Raw genomic sequence first — 19,992 nt, forward strand, 5'->3', positions numbered from 1 at the left:
CCGGCTGGCATTTTAGCGGCGGTACCGCCGCCGTCCAGCGACAAGCTCTTCTTTCCACCCCCACCGGCAGGCGAAACCAACAAAATTGATAGCCCCGTTAGTAGTGTGCACCATGCCCACATTGAAGTAGAATCAATCGCTGATTTTCCGCGCGCCGCCCGCCCGCGCCTCGCCACGGAACAAACTCTAAAGATAGCCGGAACATATCACCTGATGCTGGAAGCTTCCCGGTGGCGCCGCCTGGCGCTGGCAATTAGACAGATCCCCCGACCGCACCCACTCGCTATCGGTTTTCTCGCCACGCAGCCGCTGTGGGGCCAGGGGGCACTGGCGCAGACGGCAGACCCCGTGGCCGGCTCCGTGGAGGAATACAACCCCTACCTCTACCTGGACTGGCTGCCGGCCGATCAGCTGCCGCCATCCCGCCGGGCGGCAATGCCGGCGGCCTGCAGCGGCGCTTTCGTCGCACCCCCGGCCGATTACCCGGATGCGGCTCTGCTGCCGCAGGACGCTCCCATGCGGGCCACCGCCGATACCTCACAGCAGTCACTGGTGGACGGCACTGCGGAACTGCGCGGCAATGTCCGCATCACCCAGGGTTACCGCCAGCTGTTCGCCGACGAGGTGGATGTCAACCGCACCCAGAGCACCGCCTATCTGCGCGGCGCCATTGAACTGCGGGAGCCCAACCTGCTGGTGCGGGGTCGCGCCGCCGAAGTGCACACCGACAGCAGGGCGGCCGCCATCGAGGATGCCACCTACGTCATCCACGACCAGTATGTTCACGGCAGTGCCAGCTATGCGACGCGTGAGGCCAGCGGCGAACTGATACTGACCCAGGGGGACTATACTCGCTGCGAACCGGGCAACGTATTCTGGCGCATGACAGGGGGCGAAATCGCAATCGACAATGTCGAACGGCAGGGAACCGCCCGCGATGTGCGCCTGGAGGTGCTGGATGTGCCGGTGTTTTATTTCCCCTATCTGCGCTTTCCCGTCGGCGATGCGCGCCTGTCCGGATTTCTGTTCCCCAGCATCAGCAACAGTGACGAGAACGGCTGGGATGTGGCCATCCCCTACTACTGGAACATAGCGCCGCAACTGGATGCCACCATAGTCCCGCGCTATATCCAGTACCGCGGGTCCGGCGCCGAGGTGGAGGTGCGCCACCTGAGCCCCTGGTTCAACACCGAAGTGCGCGCCGCCGGCCTGCCCAACGACAAGGGCGGCGACGATGAGGATGCCCGCAGCCTGATCCGGCAGGGATTCCCGGAGGATCTGGTGCTGCCCGCCAAAGGCAAGGACCGCTGGCTCGCCAACATCGAGCAGCAGGGCAGCAGTGGCGGCCCCTGGCGCACCAAGATCGATTACACCAAAGTCAGCGACCCGGATTATTTTCGCGACCTGGACACCGCCAACCTGAGTGTCTCGGCGGAAACGGCCTTGAGTCAGAGTGCCCAGGCGGGCCTGTCCGGGGAGCACTGGCAGGCAACCCTGCGCGCACAGGAATACCAACAGCTGGTGAAAGACCGCTTCGAAACCTACAGTCAGCTGCCCCGCCTCAATATCGATGGCGACTACCGCTGGGGCGACTTGGCCCTAGCGCTGCAGCACGAAGTCACCAGTTGGGACCACGACGAAGAGGAAACCATTCGCTTTATCGCCGATGTGGGCAACCCGGACAGTGTCACTGAACGGACGCGCAATTTCGTCAATGCCCGGCGGATGCGCATCGACTACGAACTGGACTGGGACAAGCAGTGGCTGTGGGGCTATATCACCCCGGGACTGGCATTCCGCTATCTCTCTTACAGTCTCGACAATGAATTCCTGCGCCCCGACGCGAGTTCCTCACCGGAGGCATCCGCCGGCCAGGTCACACTGGATACCGGCCTGTTCTTCGAGCGCAACGCCACCGCCTTCGGCCGGGACTATGTGCAGACCCTGGAGCCGCGGCTGTTCGCGCTGGGCAGCTCCAGGGCGGACCAGAGCGACTTTATCGATGTAAGCACCAGTCCCAGCGATGGCGGCAACGATTTGTTGTTCGACACATCGCTGTTCACTTTCAGCTATGACCAGCTGTTCCGCGACAGCCGCTTTACCGGCAAGGACCGCATCGACGATGCGGACCGGGTGGCACTGGGGCTCACCAGCCGCATCATCGACCCGTCTAGCGGCCGCGACCTGTTCACCCTCAGCGGCGGGCAGATTTTCTACCTGCAGGATCGGGAAACCACACTCAGAGGCATCGTCGAGGACGCGCCCCGGTCGGAGTTTGCCGCCCGCCTGGAGAGCTACCCCATCGAATCGATGCGGATTGCCAGCGAACTCATCTACGACGACGATCGGGGAGAGATGAACCGCGGCAACTTCAGCCTGCGCTACCTCGACGACGATCTCAGGCTGTTCAACCTCGGCTACCGCTACCTGCGCCAGGAGGAGGAGTTCGATCTCGACGACAACCTGATCCGCGGCCCGGTGCGGCAAGTGGACGCGTCCATGGTACTGCCTGTCAGCGCCTCCCTCTCCATTCTCGCCAGGGCCAACTACGATATCACCTTCGACCGGGAACTGGAGTATCTGGCGGGAATCGAATATGACAGCTGCTGCTACCGCGCCCGTGTGGCCTGGCGGCGCACCCTGGACAACAATCTGGCGGACGTGGTCCAGCCGGAGGACCTGACATTCGACGAGGGTATCTATCTGGAGATTCAGCTCAAGGGCTTGGCGGGACTGGGTACCACCGTAACCCGTATGCTCAGCCAAGGCATCCCCAACTTTGCACAGAGAGAATTACTGAAACAGTGATGAAACTAACGACCAAACTCAATTACAAAAACGGTCTGCTGGCACTGCTGGCGTTCGGTGCACTCGCTGCGAACCTGGCCTGGGCGCAAGTACAGCAACTGGACGCGGTGGTGGCGGTGGTCGACGACGACGTTGTCATGGCCAGCGAGCTGCAACAGCGCCTGAATACCATCATGACGCAGATCAGCGCCCAGCAGGTGGAGGCGCCGCCCATAGAGATTCTCCGCCGGCAGGTGCTGGAACAGCTGATCATCGAACGGCTGCAACTGCAGATGGCGGCCCGCGCCGGTGTCACCGTCGCGGACAACGAGCTGGACCAGGCCATCGCCCGGGTGCAGCAGAATGCCGGCGTCAGCCCGGAGCAGTTTCGCCAGCGTATTGCCGCCGACGGTATGTCGATGAAATCCTTCCGCGAACAGATCCGCCAGGAGCTGATGATCCGCCAAGTGGAGCAGGGCAGCGTCAATCGCCGCATCCAGATCAGCGAGCAGGACGTCGACAACTTCCTGCGTTCCAAGGAGGGCGAATTCTGGAAGTCCCCCCAGTACGAGTTGGGCCACATTCTGATTCCGGTCAACTCCAGCGCCCCCGCGGACGAAGTTTCCAGGGCCCGCGCCAAGGCCGAGCAGCTGGCACAGGAAATCAGAGACGGCGCCGACTTCCGCCGCCTGGCCATTGCCAATTCCGCCGGCCAGAATGCCCTCTCCGGGGGCGACCTGGGCTGGCGCAAAACAGTCGAGCTTCCCACTCTGTTCGCCGATGCCCTGGAAGGCCTCCAGGTGGGCGAGGTCACCAGCCCCTTCCGCAGTGACGCCGGCTTTCACCTGCTGAAGATCCACGCCCAGCGGGGCGCCAGCGAACAGATGGTGGAACAGACCAAGGTCCGCCATATCCTGATAAAGACCTCCGAGATCCGCACCGATGACGATGCCTATAACCTCCTTATCGATCTGCGGCAACAACTGGAAAAAGGTGCCGACTTTGACCAGCTGGCGCGTGAATACTCGGAGGACATCGGCACCATGCTGGCCGGCGGCGACCTCGGCTGGTCCACCCCCGGGCAGTTCGTACCCGAATTCACCCAGGCCATGGACAATACCCCGGTAGGTGAGATCAGCCTGCCCTTCCGCAGCCAGTTTGGCTGGCACATTCTGCGTGTGGACGGCCGTCGCCAGCAGGATATGACCGACCGCTATATTCGCAACCAGGCCGCAAACCTGCTGCGCAACCGCCGCTATCAGGAAGAGCTGCAGAACTGGCGCCGCGAAATCCGCGACCAGGCGTACGTGGATATCAAATTGCCCGACCTGAGAGACGACACCGACGCAGACAACACCACGAACGGAGGCGCACAGCCGGCCCAATGATCCCACGGATAGCCCTGACCCCCGGCGAACCCGGGGGTATCGGTCCCGAACTCGCGGTCAAACTGGCGCATCTGCGCGACCCCCAGCCGGCGCAACTCATCGCCGTTGCCGACCCGCAGCTGCTGGAGCAGACAGCCAGGGCGCTCCAACTGCCCCTGACACTGATACCCTTCGATCCCCAACGCCCGGCGGCAGATACTCCGGCAGACTGCCTGTACCTGCAGCCTGTGTCCCTCCGCGCGCCGGCAACCGCCGGCACCCTCAACCCCGGCAACGCCACCTATGTGGTGGAAAGCCTGCGCCTGGCTGCCGAAGGCTGCCTGACACGTACCTTCGACGCGCTGGTGACCGGCCCGGTACACAAAGGTGTCATCAACGACGCCGGTGTCCCCTTCAGTGGACACACGGAATTTTTTGCCCAGTGCGCCGGCGTCGATCGAGTGGTCATGATGCTGGCCGCCGGGGACCTGCGTGTCGCCCTGGCAACCACCCACCTGCCCCTGAAAGACGTCAGCGCAGCAATTACCAGCGAGCGCCTGGATCGGGTGATCGGCATACTGCATCGCAGCCTGAAGCAGACATTTGGTATCCCGCAACCGCGGATCGGCGTCTGTGGGCTCAACCCGCACGCCGGTGAAAGCGGCCACCTGGGGCGAGAGGAAATCGAGGTTATCGAGCCGCTACTGGCGCGGCTGCGGGCACTGGGTATGCAACTGCTGGGCCCCCTGCCCGCCGATACACTGTTCACGCCACCGCAGCTGGCCCGCTGCGATGCGGTGCTGGCCATGTACCACGACCAGGGGCTGCCGGTATTGAAATTTCACGGCTTCGGCCAGGCGGTCAATATCACCCTTGGCCTGCCGTTTATCCGCACCTCCGTAGACCACGGCACCGCCCTCGATATCGCCGGCTGCAACACAGCCGACTGCGGCAGTCTGCGGACGGCACTGGCGCAGGCGATACAACTGACTGAGCTGCGCGCTGAAGGTGAGGCCGGCCATTGATCCGTTATGCTCAGGGCTTCGGGGCCGGGTCCAGGCGGGCTGCTACTGTTAACCCGGCAGTCTATTGAGTTGCCGGGTTAATATTGAGATACCTATATTGAGATACCTATAGAGTTGCCGGATTGATAAGTCCCACAACTTCTTCTGTGTGAAAGGGCGCCAAAGCGTGTATGGTGGCGCATCAATGCAACCGTCATATGCTGTTTTGTATGGATAACTTTTTCCAACCCAAGGCGCGCAAACGTTTCGGCCAGAATTTTCTGGTAGACGAGAACATTATCGAGCGCATTGTGCGCGCTATAGCCCCCAGGGAAACGGATCGCCTGGTGGAGATAGGGCCGGGACAGGGCGCCATCACCGCCCTGTTGCTGCATCACTGCCCGGGGCTGACGGCGGTGGAACTGGACCGCGACCTGATCCCAATACTGAAGTTCAAATTCCGCGATTACCCCGACTTCCGGATTGTCGAACAGGATGCACTGAAGTTTGATTTCGGCAGCCTAGCCGGCGACGGGCCCATCCGGGTGGTGGGCAATCTGCCCTACAACATCTCCACGCCACTGCTGTTTCACTTGCTCGGGTTTCGCGGCGCGGTCAGGGACATGCACTTTATGCTGCAAAAGGAAGTGGTGGATCGCTTGATCGCCGCCCCCGGCACCCGGGCTTACGGTCGTCTCGGGGTAATGGTGCAGTACCACTGCAAGGTGCAGGGGCTTTTCCCGGTGCCACCGCAATCCTTTCGCCCTGCGCCGAAAGTGGATTCGGCCATAGTGCGACTGGTCCCCCACCCGACACCACCCTATGCGGCAGTGGACGAAAACCTGTTGCAGCGCCTGGTCCAGGTGGCCTTTCAACAGCGTCGCAAGACACTGCGCAACGCGATCAAGCCGCTCTACCCGGACCTGGACGCGGCACAACTGCCTCTGGACGCCGGGCGCCGCCCCGAGACACTGAGCGTGCAGGAATTCGTACAACTGGCAAACTATCTGTCCACGCTGGACCAATAGCCTGCACTTCGAACAGGGAAGTTCGGGCCGCAAATCAAGCGTGTAACTACACGATTAGTTGTGGAGGGTTTGCGGACATACACCACAAGGCCGGGTTGAAGAAAGCCAGGAAAGGCTTTTGCAACAGCCAGCTGGGGAAGCAAAACAGGATACGGGAATTATTTTGGCCACTTACGCCATTGGAGATATACAGGGTTGTTTTGACCCCTTTATGCGCCTTCTGGAGAAGCTGCGCTTCCGGCCTGACCGGGACAAGTTGTGGCTGGCCGGGGACATGGTACACCGCGGGCACGACAGCCTCAGTACCCTGCGCTTCCTGTACAAACACCGCGCCCAGGTGACAGCGGTACTGGGCAATCACGATCTGCACCTCCTGGCGCTGGCCCACGGCGCCAAATCCCTGACCGACAAAGAGCGCGACCTGGCAAAGGTCCTGCGGGCCAAGGACGCGGACAAATTGTTGCACTGGCTGCAAAAGCAACCGCTGGTGGTGCACAAAAAAGGCTTCACCATGGTACATGCGGGCATTCCCCCCATGTGGAGTGTCACCAAAGCGGTGGAATTATCCCGCGAGGTGCATCAGGCCCTGAGCGACGACGCCATGGCAAAGGCCTATTTCTACGGTATGTATGGCAACGAACCCCACTGCTGGAACGATCACTTGGTGGGTGTGGAGCGCCTGCGCTCCATCACCAACTACTTCACCCGCATGCGCTTCTGCAAAGAGGATGGCACCCTGGACCTGGTGACCAAGCGCGGTGCCGACGCAGGGCACGATGGCTACCGTCCCTGGTTCAGCCATAAGCGGCGAAAAACCCGCAACGACAAAATTCTCTTCGGCCACTGGGCCGCCCTGGAGGGACGCGCCGATACCCCCAACGTCTACGCGCTGGATACCGGCTGTGTTTGGGGGGGATATCTCACCGCCATGCGGCTCAGCGATGAAAAGTTTTTCTGCACCGATTGCGGCCTCTGACACAGAGACCGGCCCGCTCCAGTGGGACTATTCAATAAGTTGCCGGATTAATTAGTGTGAGCAGGCCCCAGGGTCGCGCCCCGGGCCTCATCGAGATATTCCTTGATTGGCTGGCGGTAATTGCGGCTGACTTTTATTTGCGAACCGCTGCTCAGTGTCAGCTGATATTCACCCTTGCTCAGCACCCTGATATGATCGATAAAAGTCAGGTTGACCAAAGTGGACCTGTGCACCCGCTTGAAAGTATCGGCGCACAACTGCTGTTGTAATTCCTTCATGGTGCTGCGCATCACATGGGTCTCGCCGCCGGCGTGTACGCACATATAGTCTCCCGCAGCATCAATCCACTCGATATCCGCCTGATTCACCATCACGATACGACTGCGGTCCTTGATCGCCAGCTTGCGCGGAGCCGCCGCAGTATCCTGCAAAACCTGCTGGTCTCCTCCGCCCCCCTCACTGTCCTCTGCCCCTTCCACCTGCACAATGGAATTCAGCAGGCTTGCCTTGGTGCCGGCGCGGCTGTCAGGGGTGCCATGCCCGGCGCCCGGACCCTGCGCCAGAAGGCGTTCACGGGCCCGGTCTACCGCCAGTTGCAACCGATCGACCTCCAGTGGTTTCAGCACATAGTCGACCGCATTGACTTCAAACGCTTCCAGAGCGAACTGGTCGTAGGCGGTGGTAAAAATTACCAGCGGCATAGTATCGGCCTGCAGGGCACGCACCACGTCGAATCCCCCCATGCCAGGCATTTGGATATCCAGAAATACCAGATCCGGGGCGCATTCAGCGATCGCCGACACCGCTTCGCGCCCGTTGCGACAAGTTGCCAGCACCTCCATATAGGGGAGTTCCTGCAGCATGGATTTTATCAGGCGCAGCGCCAGGGGCTCATCATCCACGGCGACGACTCTCAATGGCTTCACGGGATCACTCCTATGCCGGTATCTTGCCGGTCTTGTTATTTGCTGAGTCAGTTTCAAAAGGGATGCGGATGGTTACCCGCATACCGCCGCCCGGTGCCCAGTCCTGCTGCAACCCGTAGCCATCGCCATAAAGCGTCTTCAGTCTGTCGCGGATATTCGACAGGCCGACACCCGTCGAGGACGGAACCTCACCGGAAATTCCTGAACCGCCGCAGCGGCTGCCGGAATCCGTGAGCCGGAGCAGTAAACGTCCATTCTTCCGGCGCGCGGAAATTTCTATGGTGCCGCCGGATTCGCTGGGCGCTATCGCATATTTTATCGAGTTCTCTGCCAGAGGCTGCAGCAGCATACTGGGCACCTTGGCGGATACCGCGGATTTTTCAATATCCAGCTGCACCTGTAACCGATCCGCAAAGCGGGTTTTCTCTATATCCAGGTAGAGCAGGACCACCGCTATTTCCTGCTCCAGGCTCACCTTGTGATCCGGGTCCTCTTTGAGGGAGTGGCGCAAAAACTGGCTCAGCCGCATCACCATATCACCCGCCTCCTTCCGCTGTTCGAAGCGAATCAGGGCGTTGATGGAATTCAAAGTATTAAACAGAAAATGCGGGTTGAGCTGGTAGCGCAACATCTTCAACTGCGCCTCCTTGGCAACCGATTCAGCGTGCAGTCGGCGTATCTGCTCCCGCTCATGTACCGCCGCCACCCGCAGCATCTTGTCGTGTTCCTGCTCCAGTAAAAGATAGTACTTTACCCCGCAGTACAATGCGCTCCAGAACAAAAACACGAACAATGATGCGTAGTACCAACCTCCGAATTCCGACCAAAGCGAGTGTTTTCCCGTAAGGCGAATAAACAGTTCCATGCGCACCAGAGTCCAGATTCCGGCGATCACCGCCACGGCAACCAGATAGATAAAGGTCCGCACACCGACGGGTGTATCCCAGGCGATATCGAAAATCGGCTTCAACAATAGCGACAACAGAAACGCAACTGCACACTGGACCAGTGTATTGGCCGGCTCGATCTCCGGCCAAGCCACCGACGACTGCCAGAAAGACATCGACAGGAAGGTGACAATTAAAATACCCAGCCAGCTCACCAGTTGCAGCTTCCAGAACCAGCGCTGCGTACCTGATATCACTTCGGTGCCGGTCTTGTGGGAAGAGGGTTCGGCCATGGTTGTCCGTATTCTTATCTACCGCAGGGTTTATATCCCTACGTGTGCTACCGATATTACCGCGATAGTAGCGGCACAGCCAATGCAGATGGCTTGCACAGTCCGCTTCAACGCAAATTCAGTCCGGCTTGTCTATCAGCCCGTTTGCTTTAGAATTCTTTCCCTGGTGAAACCCTCTTTTGCAGAAATATTTTTCCCGGTGCTGTCCGCGGGGTCCGGCCAGCCTGAATTTGGTCCGGCTTATCGCGGAGGTTGTTTGCCGCGCAACCGCATATGGTAGTTTCACCCGACAGGCTGCGAGCCTCAGCGCTCCACCCACCCCCGGGGGCAGGTGAATCTGAAGGGTGGTTTGTCAGGCGGGAACACAGTAATAAATCGGACTGCCGATGAAAGAGTTAATCAGCGGTGTGGCTAAGGACACAGTGGCAAACGCCGCCAATGCCGTCCCCCTAATCGAGAGGACTTCCATTGCCGAACCCTCGCACAGGTTCAGCCTGGCGATTCTGGCTTCGTTGTTTTTTATCTGGGGATTTATCACCAGCCTCAACGATATCCTGGTCCCACACCTCAAGAATGTTTTCGACCTGAACTATACCGAGGCGATTTTCGTCCAGTTTTGTTTTTTTATCGCCTACTTTGTGGTGTCGGTGCCCGCCGGCGCTCTGATCAAGCGGGTGGGATACCAGTTGGGACTGGTGCTGGGATTGCTGATTGCCTGTGCCGGCTGCCTGGTTTTTATCCCTGCGGCGCGCATGCAGATTTACGGCATTTTTCTGCTGGGTCTGTTTGTACTGGCCGCGGGCATTACCATTCTGCAGGTGTCCGCCAACCCCTATGTAATCGCGCTGGGCAAGGCCAGCACCGCGCCCAGTCGCCTGAATCTGACCCAGGCTTTCAACAGTTTGGGCACCACCCTGGCACCGGCGTTCGGCGGTCTGGTTATTTTTTCTGCTGTTGCCTCGGGCGCGGATACCACTACAGTGGAAGGCCTGCAGCTGTTTCGCGCCCACGAGGCCGCCCTGGTGGAGAAACCCTATTTCATCCTCGCCCTGGTGCTGCTGCTGATGGTGGCATTTTTTTCCTGGGTCCGGCTGCCATCCGCACCGCACCAACAGCCCCCCGCCGATACAGCCCCCGATGTGGACTCCGCTTTCCGCCCGCTGCGCTATCCGCGTCTTATGCTCGGCGCCATCGCTATTTTTGTCTATGTGGGCGCCGAAGTGGCCATAGGCAGTTTTCTGGTTAATTTCTTTGGCGAGCCGTCCGTGGCCGGTATGAGTACCGCTCAGGCCGCCCGCTATGTCTCCTATTATTGGGGCGGCGCGATGATTGGCCGGTTTGCCGGCGCCCTGTTGTTGCGATATGTTTCCCCGGGCCTGTTGCTGGCGGTCTGTGGCTGCTGCGCAACCCTGTTGATCGCCGCAGCCATGTTGTCCACCGGTATGCCGGCGGTGTGGTCCATCCTCGCGGTGGGCCTGTTCAACTCCATCATGTTTCCCACCATTTTCAGTCTGGCCGTGACCGGGCTGGGCAGAAACACCAGTCAGGGCTCCGGGGTTTTGTGCATGGCCATTGTCGGCGGCGCCATAGTGCCACTGGCACAGGGAGTCATGGCGGATTTCGCCGGTATCCAGCTATCGTTTCTGATTCCTCTGCTGTGTTACTGCTATATCGTTTACTACGGTACTTTTTCGCCCATGTTGCGCAACGGCGTTTGAAAACCCGACGCCCACCACAGCGGTTGGCAGTGTGACTGCCAACCCTCTCAACTGTGATTCGGTCCCTCTCACCGACAATGGCTTGTTGTTTTAAGGCGGTCGTTGCATTTTGTGCTGTCAAAACTGCAGGTCTGGGTGGCAAACAAAAAAGATGGTACGGCAGTTCTCCCTCTTCGTCGTCGCGACTCTTTGTGCATCCATTGGTGCCACTGCTGACCAGCCGGTGTCCGCTGCGAAGGGCGGTTGGGAGTTGGTTTGGAGTGACGAATTTTCGGATCACTCACTGGACCGGACTAAGTGGCGCTACGAGGTGAATTGTGCCGGCGGTGGCAACAATGAATTACAGTGCTACACGCCCCGAGAGCAAAACAGTTTTATTTCCGCCGGTGTTTTACACATTGTGGCACACAGGGAAGACTTCCGCGGCCCCGCTTTTCAGGACGACGAAACCGACTATAACGTGGCCGATACCAGTGCACTCCGGCACTTCACTTCGGCACGCCTGCGCAGCAGGCATCACGGGGATTGGCAGTATGGCCGTATCGAAGTGTCCGCGCGACTGCCCCAGGGGCAGGGTATTTGGCCGGCGATCTGGATGCTGCCGACAGAGTGGCGTTATGGCGGTTGGCCACACAGTGGCGAGATCGACATTATGGAGGCGATCAACAGTAACGCCGCTGGAGGCAACCGTATCTACGGCACCCTCCACTATGGTGAGGCATGGCCCAATAACAAATATACCTCCGCGCACTACGATCCACCCGGTAACGTCTGGGAGGACTTCCATCAGTATGCGATTGAATGGGAACGTGATGAAATTCGCTGGTATTTAGATGGTATTCACTATGGCACCCAGCGGCCGGCGGCGGATGACCAGCCCGGTTGGTATACCTATCGCCTGCAGACAGAAGCGGGTGATACCCGGTTGGCTGCCGCGGGAGCACCGTTCGATCAACCCTTCCACCTGATACTCAATCTCGCGGTTGGCGGCAACTGGCCTGGCGAACCCGATGACAATACCGTCTTCCCGCAAACTTTGGCCATTGACTATGTGCGCGTCTATCGCTGCGCGGGAGGCGATGCCGATGGGCGAGGCTGTGCCAGCAGCGTCGATCCAAAAGTAAAAGCGACAGGCACCCCGCTGCCGGATCTCAAAGCCAGTGGAAAAAGCCGCGTTGCCCCGCCAGCTGATCAACAGGGTCAATCCATCACCGTATCCCGCTCGCGCTATCGTGAGCAACTGGCGGGGTTCTGGCTGGGTGCGAGTATTGCCAACTGGACCGGACTGATTACCGAGATGGACCGAGTAGAAGCGCCCTTTTATACCGACCGTGACTGGGGCGCTGACGATCAGAGAAATATATGGGGCAATTATGTACCTCATGCGAAAAAAATTGATTTCTATACGGTACCGGCAGATGAACCCTGGGGTGCCGATGACGACACCGACATCGAATATTTGTACCTCCACTTGCTAAACCGGCACGATGGTGAACCTTTGACACCGGCACAGATTCGGGCCGGTTGGCTAGAGCATATCTACTCAAACGAAGATGCGCCGGACGGAGAGAATTTTCTCTGGGTGTCCAACGAGCGGGCCTACTATCTGATGCGCGACGGTATACTGCCACCGCAGACGAGTGAGCCCGAACACAATCCGGACTCGACCATGATAGACGCACAGCTCACCACTGAGCTGTTTGGTCTGCTGGCACCGACGCGCCCGGATGTGGCACTCCAGTTTGCGGAACTGCCAATCCGTACTACAGCCAGCGGTGTCGCGGCGCAAATCGCACGTTTTTATGTAGTCATGCATGCGCTGGTGCCAGTGATCGAGCCAACGCTTTCCCCGCGGGAAAAAATACTCTGGCTAGCGGCGCAGGCACGCAGCCAGCTTGCAAACGATTCCTATGCTGGACGCATGTATGACTTTATTTATCAGTCCTATCTGCGCAATCCGGACAAAAACGACTGGGAGCTAACCCGCGATGCCATTTACCGGCGTTATCAGCTGGGGGGCGACGATGGCTATCATTACCAGCGCCCATTCGATGCCGGAATCAACTTTGCCGCGAGCTTGGTCAGCTTGTTTTACGGCGGCGGGGACCTGAAGCGCACCGTGCAAATCGGGGCGCTGGCGGGTTGGGACTCGGATAATCCCACCGCAACCTGGGGCGGCCTGTTGGGTTTTATGTTCGGACGCGATGGTATTGCAAAAGCGTTTCCCGACCGAAAATTAAGTGATACCTACTGGATCCACCGCACGCGCCGAAATTTTCCCGATTATATTCCCAACCTTGCCGGCGAAGACACTTTTACCCGGATGGCTGAGCGCGGCGTGCAGCTTGTGGACCAAATAGTCGAACGCCAGTTGGGTGGCCATATTGATCCGTCGACGGATAGTTGGATTATTCCGCGCCGAACTCCAGGCCAGCCGTCGACTGACAGGAGTGATAAATAGACCATGCAAGAAAGTACACAGTCGGTCACAACGGTTTCGCAAAACTGGAAACTGGTCGCCGATATTGGTGGCACTAACGCCCGCTTCGGTCTCGCTCGACATGGGGGAGAGGGCCACCGGGGACTACAGGGAACCTTGGTCGAGGACATTCGACAATTACCCTGCGCCCAGTTTGAGCAACTTGAAGCGGCACTGGAAAGCTATCTGCAATCGCTGCCAGCAAGCAAGGTGGCCAGTTTGAGTGAAGCCTGCCTGGCAGTTGCTGGCCCGGTGGGTTCAGACCGGATAGCGGTGACCAATCTGCCGTGGTCTTTTTCCAAGTCCAGTCTCAAGCGTTCTCTGGGCTACGCGCGTTTTGAGGTCATCAACGACTTCGCTGCCCTGGCGCTCAGCTGCCCGGGCCTGCAAGGGGAAGAATTAGCGCGGGTCGATACGGAGACAGAGCCGGTCTCCGAACACCCCATGCCCGAAGAACCCCGCGTGGTGATCGGCCCAGGCACAGGATTGGGTGTTTGCGGTTTATTGCGAAATGGCAACACCTGGCGCGCCCTGCCCGGCGAGGGTGGTCACACGACCATCGCCCCGGTCAACGAAGAAGAGCTGGCTATAGTGCAATACCTGCGCCGGGAGCACTGCCATATCTCCGCAGAGCACCTGTTGTGCGGCCGCGGACTGGCCAATATCCATCGCGGCCTCGCCGCCATAGGTGGCCAGCGGGAAACGTCGCGGGATCCAGCGGCCATCACCGCCGCAGCGCTGGACGGTAGCTGCGCCCTGGCACGGTATACGGTGCACCTCTTCTGCAATCTGCTTGGCAGCTTCTGTGGCGACGCAGTGCTGACCCTGGGCGCACGCGGCGGCCTCTACCTGGGCGGCGGCATACTGCCGAGAATTGAACCCTTGTTGCGGGCCAGTGACTTTATGTCGCGCCTGCGCGCCAAAGGCGTCATGTCCGCCTATCTGCACAAATTGCCCGTCTACCTGGTGCGCCATCCATTTCCGGCACTGGTCGGGGCGGCAGCCTTTCTGGGCAGCGAACAATAACGATTTTCGGGAGAGAACCCATGGCATTGACCAAGCAAATAACCGCCGGACTGCTGCTCTGCAGTGCCATCCTCGGAGGTTGCGACAGCGGCGAAAAACACCAGGCCTCTGCGCCGGGCGCTGGCCCGTCGGCGCACAGTGCGGTGGGAGACCTCTCGGTATGGCCAAAGCTAGAGCCAGCCCTGCCAAAAGATCCGGCACTGGAAGCGCGGATCGACAGCCTCGTCAGCCGTATGTCCATCGAGGAAAAGGTGGGCCAGATGATCCAGGCGGAAATCAAGTATGTCACACCGGAAGACGTCAAGACCTACCACCTGGGTTCAGTATTGAACGGTGGCGGCACCTACCCCGACAACAACAAGTTCGCCACACCACAGGACTGGCTGCAGTTATCCGAAGCCTTTTATGCCGCCTCCATGGACACCTCTGACGGCGGCGTCGCCATCCCGATTATCTGGGGCAGCGACGCGGTACACGGCCACAACAATATCATCGGCGCCACCCTGTTCCCGCACAATATCGGCCTGGGTGCGGCGCGGGACCCGGAGCTGATCCGCCGCATCGGCGCAGCGACCGCGCGCGAGGTGGCGGTGACCGGAGTCGACTGGACCTTTGCACCCACCATTGCCGTAGTGCGCGACGACCGCTGGGGCCGGACTTACGAGAGCTATTCCGAGGACCCGGCCGTTGTGCGCGACTATGCCGCAGAAATGGTGCGCGGACTCCAGGGCGACAAACAGAGCGAGGACTTCCTGCGCGGCGAACACCTGGTGGCCACCGCCAAGCACTTCCTCGGCGACGGCGGCACCGAGCGGGGTATCGACCGCGGCGACAACCGGGTGGCGGAAAGGGAGCTGGCCGAACTGCACGGGGCCGGTTATCTGAGTGCGCTGCCCGCCGGAGTGCAGACCGTCATGGCTTCCTTCAACAGCTGGAACGGTGAACGCCTGCACGGACACAAGTATCTGCTCACCGATGTGCTAAAGGGCCGCCTGGGTTTCGACGGTTTCGTCGTCGGCGACTGGAACGGCCACCGTTTCGTACCCGGATGCAGTGTGGAAAGCTGCGCGGCCGCCATCAACGCCGGTCTGGACATGTTCATGGTGCCGTCCGACTGGAAAAAGCTGTACCAGAATACCCTGGCGCAGGCCAGGAGCGGCGAGATTTCGCGGCAGCGACTGGATGACGCCGTACGACGTATCCTGAGGGTCAAGATCCGCGCCGGCCTGTTTGAGCATGTCCGCCCACTGGCGGGGAAGAGTCGCATCCTTGGCAACGATGATCACCGGGCCCTGGCCCGCGAAGCGGTGCGCGATTCCCTGGTGCTGCTGAAGAATAGCGGCAACCTTCTGCCGCTACACCCACGGCAGAGAATTCTTGTGGCCGGCGATGGTGCTGACAACCTCTCCAAGCAGTCCGGTGGCTGGACCATTTCCTGGCAGGGCACCGGCAACAGTCGCGAGGATTTTCCCGGTGCCACTTCCCTATTCGCCGGTTTCCAGGCAGTGGTGGAAGCCGCCGGGGGCCGGATTGCCCTGAGCGAGGATGGCAGCTTTTCCGCCGACACCTTTCCCGGTGGCGGCAGGCCCGACGTGGCGATCGTAGTGTTCGGCGAAGAGCCCTATGCCGAGTGGCACGGCGACCTGGCCAGCATCGAATACCAACTGGGCCATAAAAACGATCTGGCGTTGCTGAAAAAGCTGCGCGCCCAAGATGTGCCGGTGGTGAGTGTGTTCCTGTCCGGTCGCCCTCTGTGGATCAACAAGGAACTCAACGCATCCGACGCCTTCGTGGCCGCCTGGCTGCCCGGGTCCGAGGGCGGCGGCGTGGCCGATGTCCTGTTTACCGATGCCGAAGGCTATGTCCGCCACCAGTTCACCGGCAGGCTGCCCTTCAGCTGGCCCAAATATGTACACCAGGTGGTGCTGAACCCCTATCACCCTGGCTACCAGCCCCTGTTCCCGCTCGGTTATGGCCTGCGCAATGGCGAAGAGTCACTGGTCAGCGATTCCCTACCCGAGGATGGCGACACCTACGCGGAGGGAAAACTGGAGGACGCCTGGCTGATGGTGTCCCGCCCGCGGGCCCCCTGGCAATTGGCAATTGCCGAAGCGGGCCGCGCGCCTGTAGCAGTCACCGGCAATCGCGCCAGCAGTGGCGACGACAACAACATCACAGTGGCCGCCATCGATATGGAGTCCCAGGAGGATGCCCGGTTAATCCAATGGCAGGGGCTGCGTGAAGGCGGTGTGCAGCTGGGCACGCAGAATCCACAGAACCTGAGTCGCTACCTGCGGGAAGACTCCGCCCTGACCCTGGATATTCGCGTGGACCAGCCCCCGCGGCAACCTGTAAACGCACAGATCGCCTGCGGCGATGGCTGTGCGGGGGAATTGCCGCTGCAGTCGCCACTGGCGCAACTGGCACCTGGAGAGTGGACCAGGCTGTCCATCGACCTGCGCTGTTTCGTCGAACAGGGAGTGGATTTCAGCAGGGTCTCCAGCGCCCTGTCACTCAACAGCGCCGGCGCCCTGTCCCTGGCCGTGGCAAATATCAAGTATGTACCCGGAGCGGCGCAATCCGCCGATATCCAATGCCCCGGCTAAGCCGCAGTCTGCGTCTGTATAGCGCCGCCACAGCCCTGTGCTGCGCGGCGGCTGCAGCCGGCACGGAAATTTCCCTGCGCAGCGGCGACCTGAGTGTCCGCATAGACCCCGCCACCGGTGCCCGTATCAGCGAACTGCGCCTGAAGGATCAGCAGCTACTGAGCGGCCCGGAGGTACACCCCGATAACTACGGCTCCACCTTTTGGCTGAGTCCCCAGGCACTGTGGTCCTGGCCGCCGGTGCCCGAACACGACAACCAACCGTATGAGGTTCTGCAACAGGGAGGCAACAGCGTCACCCTGCTGAGTGCGCCCGGTGCGGGCGCCCGGGTACGGAAAAGCCTGCGCGCGCTGGGACACAACCTGCTGCAACTGGACTATCGCATCCAGGCGCAAAGCGGCTTTGAGCAGGTGGCCGCCTGGGAGGTGACGCGGGTCGCCCGCGCCGGGCTGGCCTTTGCACCGGTAACCCCCGCCAGTGTGCAACAGGTGCGGGGACAAGTGGATTATCTGCTGGATAAGGAGGGCATCCTGTGGCTGCCCATGGCGCCCAGTGAACCCCTGCGCGAGGGCAAAGTCATCGCCAACAGCACCGCCGGCTGGCTCGCCTACGCCGCCCAGGGCCAGCTGTATTTGAAAATTTACCCCCCCGTTGCGCAGCATCTTATGGCCAGCGGCGAGGGGGATATCGAACTCTATTTGAGCGGGCACAGCCCCTATCTGGAGCTGGAAATACAAAGCGCTGCACAGGCGCTGGCGCCGGCGCAGCACCTGGACTGGCGCGTCCACTGGCTGGTCACCGAAATCCCGGACGAAGTGGCCGTTGAACCCGCCTCGCCTTCACTGCTGCGACTGGTACGGCAGCAGCTGCAGCGTGCCAGGGCCTTGATCCATGGCGGATCGGCGGCAGAAGCGGCACCGGACCCCAACTCAAAGTGAAGTAAGGAAGAGCATGAAACAACTGATAAAAATCTGCACACTGCTGGGGGCCATTGCCACCGCCGCTCCTTTAATGGGCCAGCCGGCTGCGGATGCCGCCGATAAAAGGGTCAGTGAAATCCTGGGCCGGATGACGCTGGCGGAAAAAATCGGCCAGATGACCCAGGCCGAACGCAAATTCGCCACCCCGGAAGACGTAAAAAAATACCACCTGGGTTCAATCCTGAATGGGGGTGGCTCCTTTCCGGGCAACAACACCCGCGCCGAATGGGTCGAAATGATCGACGCCTATCAGGATGCCGCCATCTCTACCCCTGCGGGAATTCCCCTGATCTACGGCACGGACGCCGTGCACGGCCACAGCAACGTCCACGGCGCCACTATTTTTCCCCATAACGTTGCCATTGGCGCCACTCGCAACCCAAAGCTGGCGCGGGAAATCGGTGCGGCCACAGCCCGCGAAGCGGTGGCAACCGGCGTGCACTGGACCTTCGCCCCCACGCTTTGTGTCGCCCGCGACGATCGCTGGGGCCGGGCCTACGAATGTTTCGGCGAATCCCCGCAGCTGGTGGGCACACTGGGCCGGGCCTATGTGGAAGGATTGCAGGGCGGCCCTCTGGACAGCGCCAATATCCGTCACAACAAACTGGTGGCCACTGCCAAGCACTGGGTGGCGGATGGCGGCACCACCTATGGCACCGGCGATGAAGGCTACGAAATCGACCGCGGGGATACCCGTCTCGACGCCGCCGAGCTGGAGCGCATCCACATAGCCCCCTATGTGCCGGCGCTGAAGGCCGGTGTGGGCGCCGTGATGGTGTCCTACAGCAGCGTCAACGGCACCAAAATGCACGAGCACAAGGCGCTGGTGACCGACAAACTCAAAGGTGAGCTGGGATTCGACGGTATCACCATCTCGGATTGGGCCGCACTGGAGGAAATACCCGCAGACACCAACCGTGAACGGGTAGTGCGCGCAGTCAACGCCGGCCTGGATATGATCATGGAACCGGAGAACTGGCGCGACTTTATCAGCGACCTCACCGCCGCCGTCAAGGCCGGTGAAGTGCCCATGGCGCGCATCGATGACGCCGTCAGCCGGATCCTGGCCACCAAATTGCGGGCCGGCCTGTTCGATGCGCCCATGGCGCCCCTGAGCAGCGCCGACGGCGTCGACTCCCCTATCGGTAACCCGGAGCATCGCGCCCTGGCCCGCCAGGCGGTGCGCGAGTCCCAGGTACTGCTGAAGAACGACGCCGGGCTGCTGCCATTGAAAAGGGATGCCCGTATCTTTGTGGCCGGCGACCACGCCGACGACATAGGCCTGCAGTCCGGTGGCTGGACCATCGAATGGCAGGGCAAACGCGGGGCCATCACCGACGGCACCACGATTCTGGCGGGAATCCGCTCGCTGGCCCGGGGGCAAGTGACCTATAACGCCGCCGGCGAAGGCGCGGCTGGCCACGATGTCGCCATAGTGGTGGTGGGCGAGGAGCCCTACGCCGAGGGCTTCGGCGACTACCGCCCCGCCCCCTGTGAAAAGTGCCAGCCGCTCACCCTGAGCGAACCCCAGCGGCAAATGCTGGCGCGGGTAAAGGAGAGCGGTACACCCACGGTACTGGTGGTTATTTCCGGGCGTCCCCTGCTGATCGCCGATGAAATTGCCTCCGCCCAGGCGGTGGTGGCGGCCTGGCTGCCGGGCAGTGAGGGCGCCGGCGTGGCGGATGTACTCTTCGGCGACTATGGGCCCAAAGGCAAGCTACCGATAACCTGGCCCAGGTCCCTGCAACAGGTTCCGATCAATATCGGCGATAAAAACTACGCTCCACTGTTCCCCTTCGGTTTCGGCCTCACCTATCAATAGCCGGGTCGCAATAGCCGGGGCGGGTTTCCTGTCGGCTGGTGCGGCGAGGGGAAGCGCCGCACCGGCTGCTTTTTTCCGCCCTGCCCTCTCATC

General features: G+C 60.7%; 13 protein-coding genes. 11 read left to right on the plus strand and 2 right to left on the minus strand.

Annotated elements, in window-relative coordinates:
- Window positions 1–213: 213 nt before the first annotated feature.
- From AB1S50_RS06865 to AB1S50_RS06885, 5 genes are all read left to right on the plus strand, one after another.
- Entirely contained in the window at window positions 214–2,808 is a 2,595-nt protein-coding gene (locus AB1S50_RS06865) for an LPS-assembly protein LptD (RefSeq protein ID WP_367149785.1), read from the plus strand.
- A complete protein-coding gene (locus tag AB1S50_RS06870; protein ID WP_367149786.1) occupies window positions 2,808–4,175 on the plus strand; it encodes a peptidylprolyl isomerase in 1,368 nt (455 codons plus the stop codon). The genes AB1S50_RS06865 and AB1S50_RS06870 overlap by 1 nt, the downstream gene beginning before the upstream one ends.
- Entirely contained in the window at window positions 4,172–5,179 is a 1,008-nt protein-coding gene (pdxA, locus tag AB1S50_RS06875) for a 4-hydroxythreonine-4-phosphate dehydrogenase PdxA (RefSeq protein WP_367149787.1), read from the plus strand. The genes AB1S50_RS06870 and pdxA overlap by 4 nt, the downstream gene beginning before the upstream one ends.
- Window positions 5,180–5,388: 209 nt before the next feature.
- Window positions 5,389–6,186, plus strand: a complete 798-nt coding sequence (gene rsmA / locus AB1S50_RS06880; RefSeq protein ID WP_367149788.1) for a 16S rRNA (adenine(1518)-N(6)/adenine(1519)-N(6))-dimethyltransferase RsmA — start codon at window positions 5,389–5,391, stop codon at window positions 6,184–6,186.
- Window positions 6,187–6,349: 163 nt separating this feature from the next.
- Window positions 6,350–7,162: a symmetrical bis(5'-nucleosyl)-tetraphosphatase gene (locus tag AB1S50_RS06885; protein ID WP_367149822.1), complete on the plus strand. Its 813-nt coding sequence runs from the start codon at window positions 6,350–6,352 to the stop codon at window positions 7,160–7,162.
- Window positions 7,163–7,209: 47 nt separating this feature from the next.
- On the opposite strand, the gene AB1S50_RS06890 is transcribed toward AB1S50_RS06885, so the two are convergent.
- Together AB1S50_RS06890 and AB1S50_RS06895 are read right to left on the minus strand one after the other, a co-directional pair.
- Entirely contained in the window at window positions 7,210–8,088 is an 879-nt protein-coding gene (locus AB1S50_RS06890) for a LytR/AlgR family response regulator transcription factor (RefSeq protein WP_367149789.1), read from the minus strand.
- A 10-nt stretch (window positions 8,089–8,098) separates the two neighbouring features.
- Window positions 8,099–9,268: a sensor histidine kinase gene (locus AB1S50_RS06895; protein ID WP_367149790.1), complete on the minus strand. Its 1,170-nt coding sequence runs from the start codon at window positions 9,266–9,268 to the stop codon at window positions 8,099–8,101.
- A 386-nt stretch (window positions 9,269–9,654) separates the two neighbouring features.
- Here AB1S50_RS06895 and AB1S50_RS06900 point away from each other — a divergent pair, with 386 nt between their 5' ends.
- The 6 genes from AB1S50_RS06900 to AB1S50_RS06925 all read left to right on the plus strand — a co-directional run bounded on the left by AB1S50_RS06900 (window position 9,655) and on the right by AB1S50_RS06925 (window position 19,899).
- Window positions 9,655–10,986 carry a sugar MFS transporter gene (locus AB1S50_RS06900; protein ID WP_367149791.1) on the plus strand — a complete coding sequence of 444 codons (1,332 nt, stop codon included), beginning with the start codon at window positions 9,655–9,657 and terminating at the stop codon, window positions 10,984–10,986.
- 151 nt (window positions 10,987–11,137) lie between these two features.
- Window positions 11,138–13,447, plus strand: coding sequence for an ADP-ribosylglycohydrolase family protein (locus AB1S50_RS06905; RefSeq protein ID WP_367149792.1), 2,310 nt, complete (start codon window positions 11,138–11,140; stop codon window positions 13,445–13,447).
- 3 nt (window positions 13,448–13,450) lie between these two features.
- A complete protein-coding gene (glk, locus tag AB1S50_RS06910; protein ID WP_367149793.1) occupies window positions 13,451–14,491 on the plus strand; it encodes a glucokinase in 1,041 nt (346 codons plus the stop codon).
- A 20-nt stretch (window positions 14,492–14,511) separates the two neighbouring features.
- Window positions 14,512–17,097: a glycoside hydrolase family 3 protein gene (locus AB1S50_RS06915; RefSeq protein WP_367149794.1), complete on the plus strand. Its 2,586-nt coding sequence runs from the start codon at window positions 14,512–14,514 to the stop codon at window positions 17,095–17,097.
- Window positions 17,085–18,035 (plus strand): DUF4380 domain-containing protein, encoded by a 951-nt coding sequence (locus AB1S50_RS06920; protein WP_367149795.1) that lies wholly within the window; start codon window positions 17,085–17,087, stop codon window positions 18,033–18,035. Before AB1S50_RS06915 ends, AB1S50_RS06920 begins: the two co-directional genes overlap by 13 nt.
- A gap of 13 nt (window positions 18,036–18,048) precedes the next feature.
- A complete protein-coding gene (locus AB1S50_RS06925; protein ID WP_367149796.1) occupies window positions 18,049–19,899 on the plus strand; it encodes a glycoside hydrolase family 3 protein in 1,851 nt (616 codons plus the stop codon).
- The last annotated feature ends 93 nt before the right edge of the window (window positions 19,900–19,992 follow it).

It is taken from the genome of Microbulbifer discodermiae (assembly GCF_040742695.1).
Lineage (GTDB): Bacteria > Pseudomonadota > Gammaproteobacteria > Pseudomonadales > Cellvibrionaceae > Microbulbifer.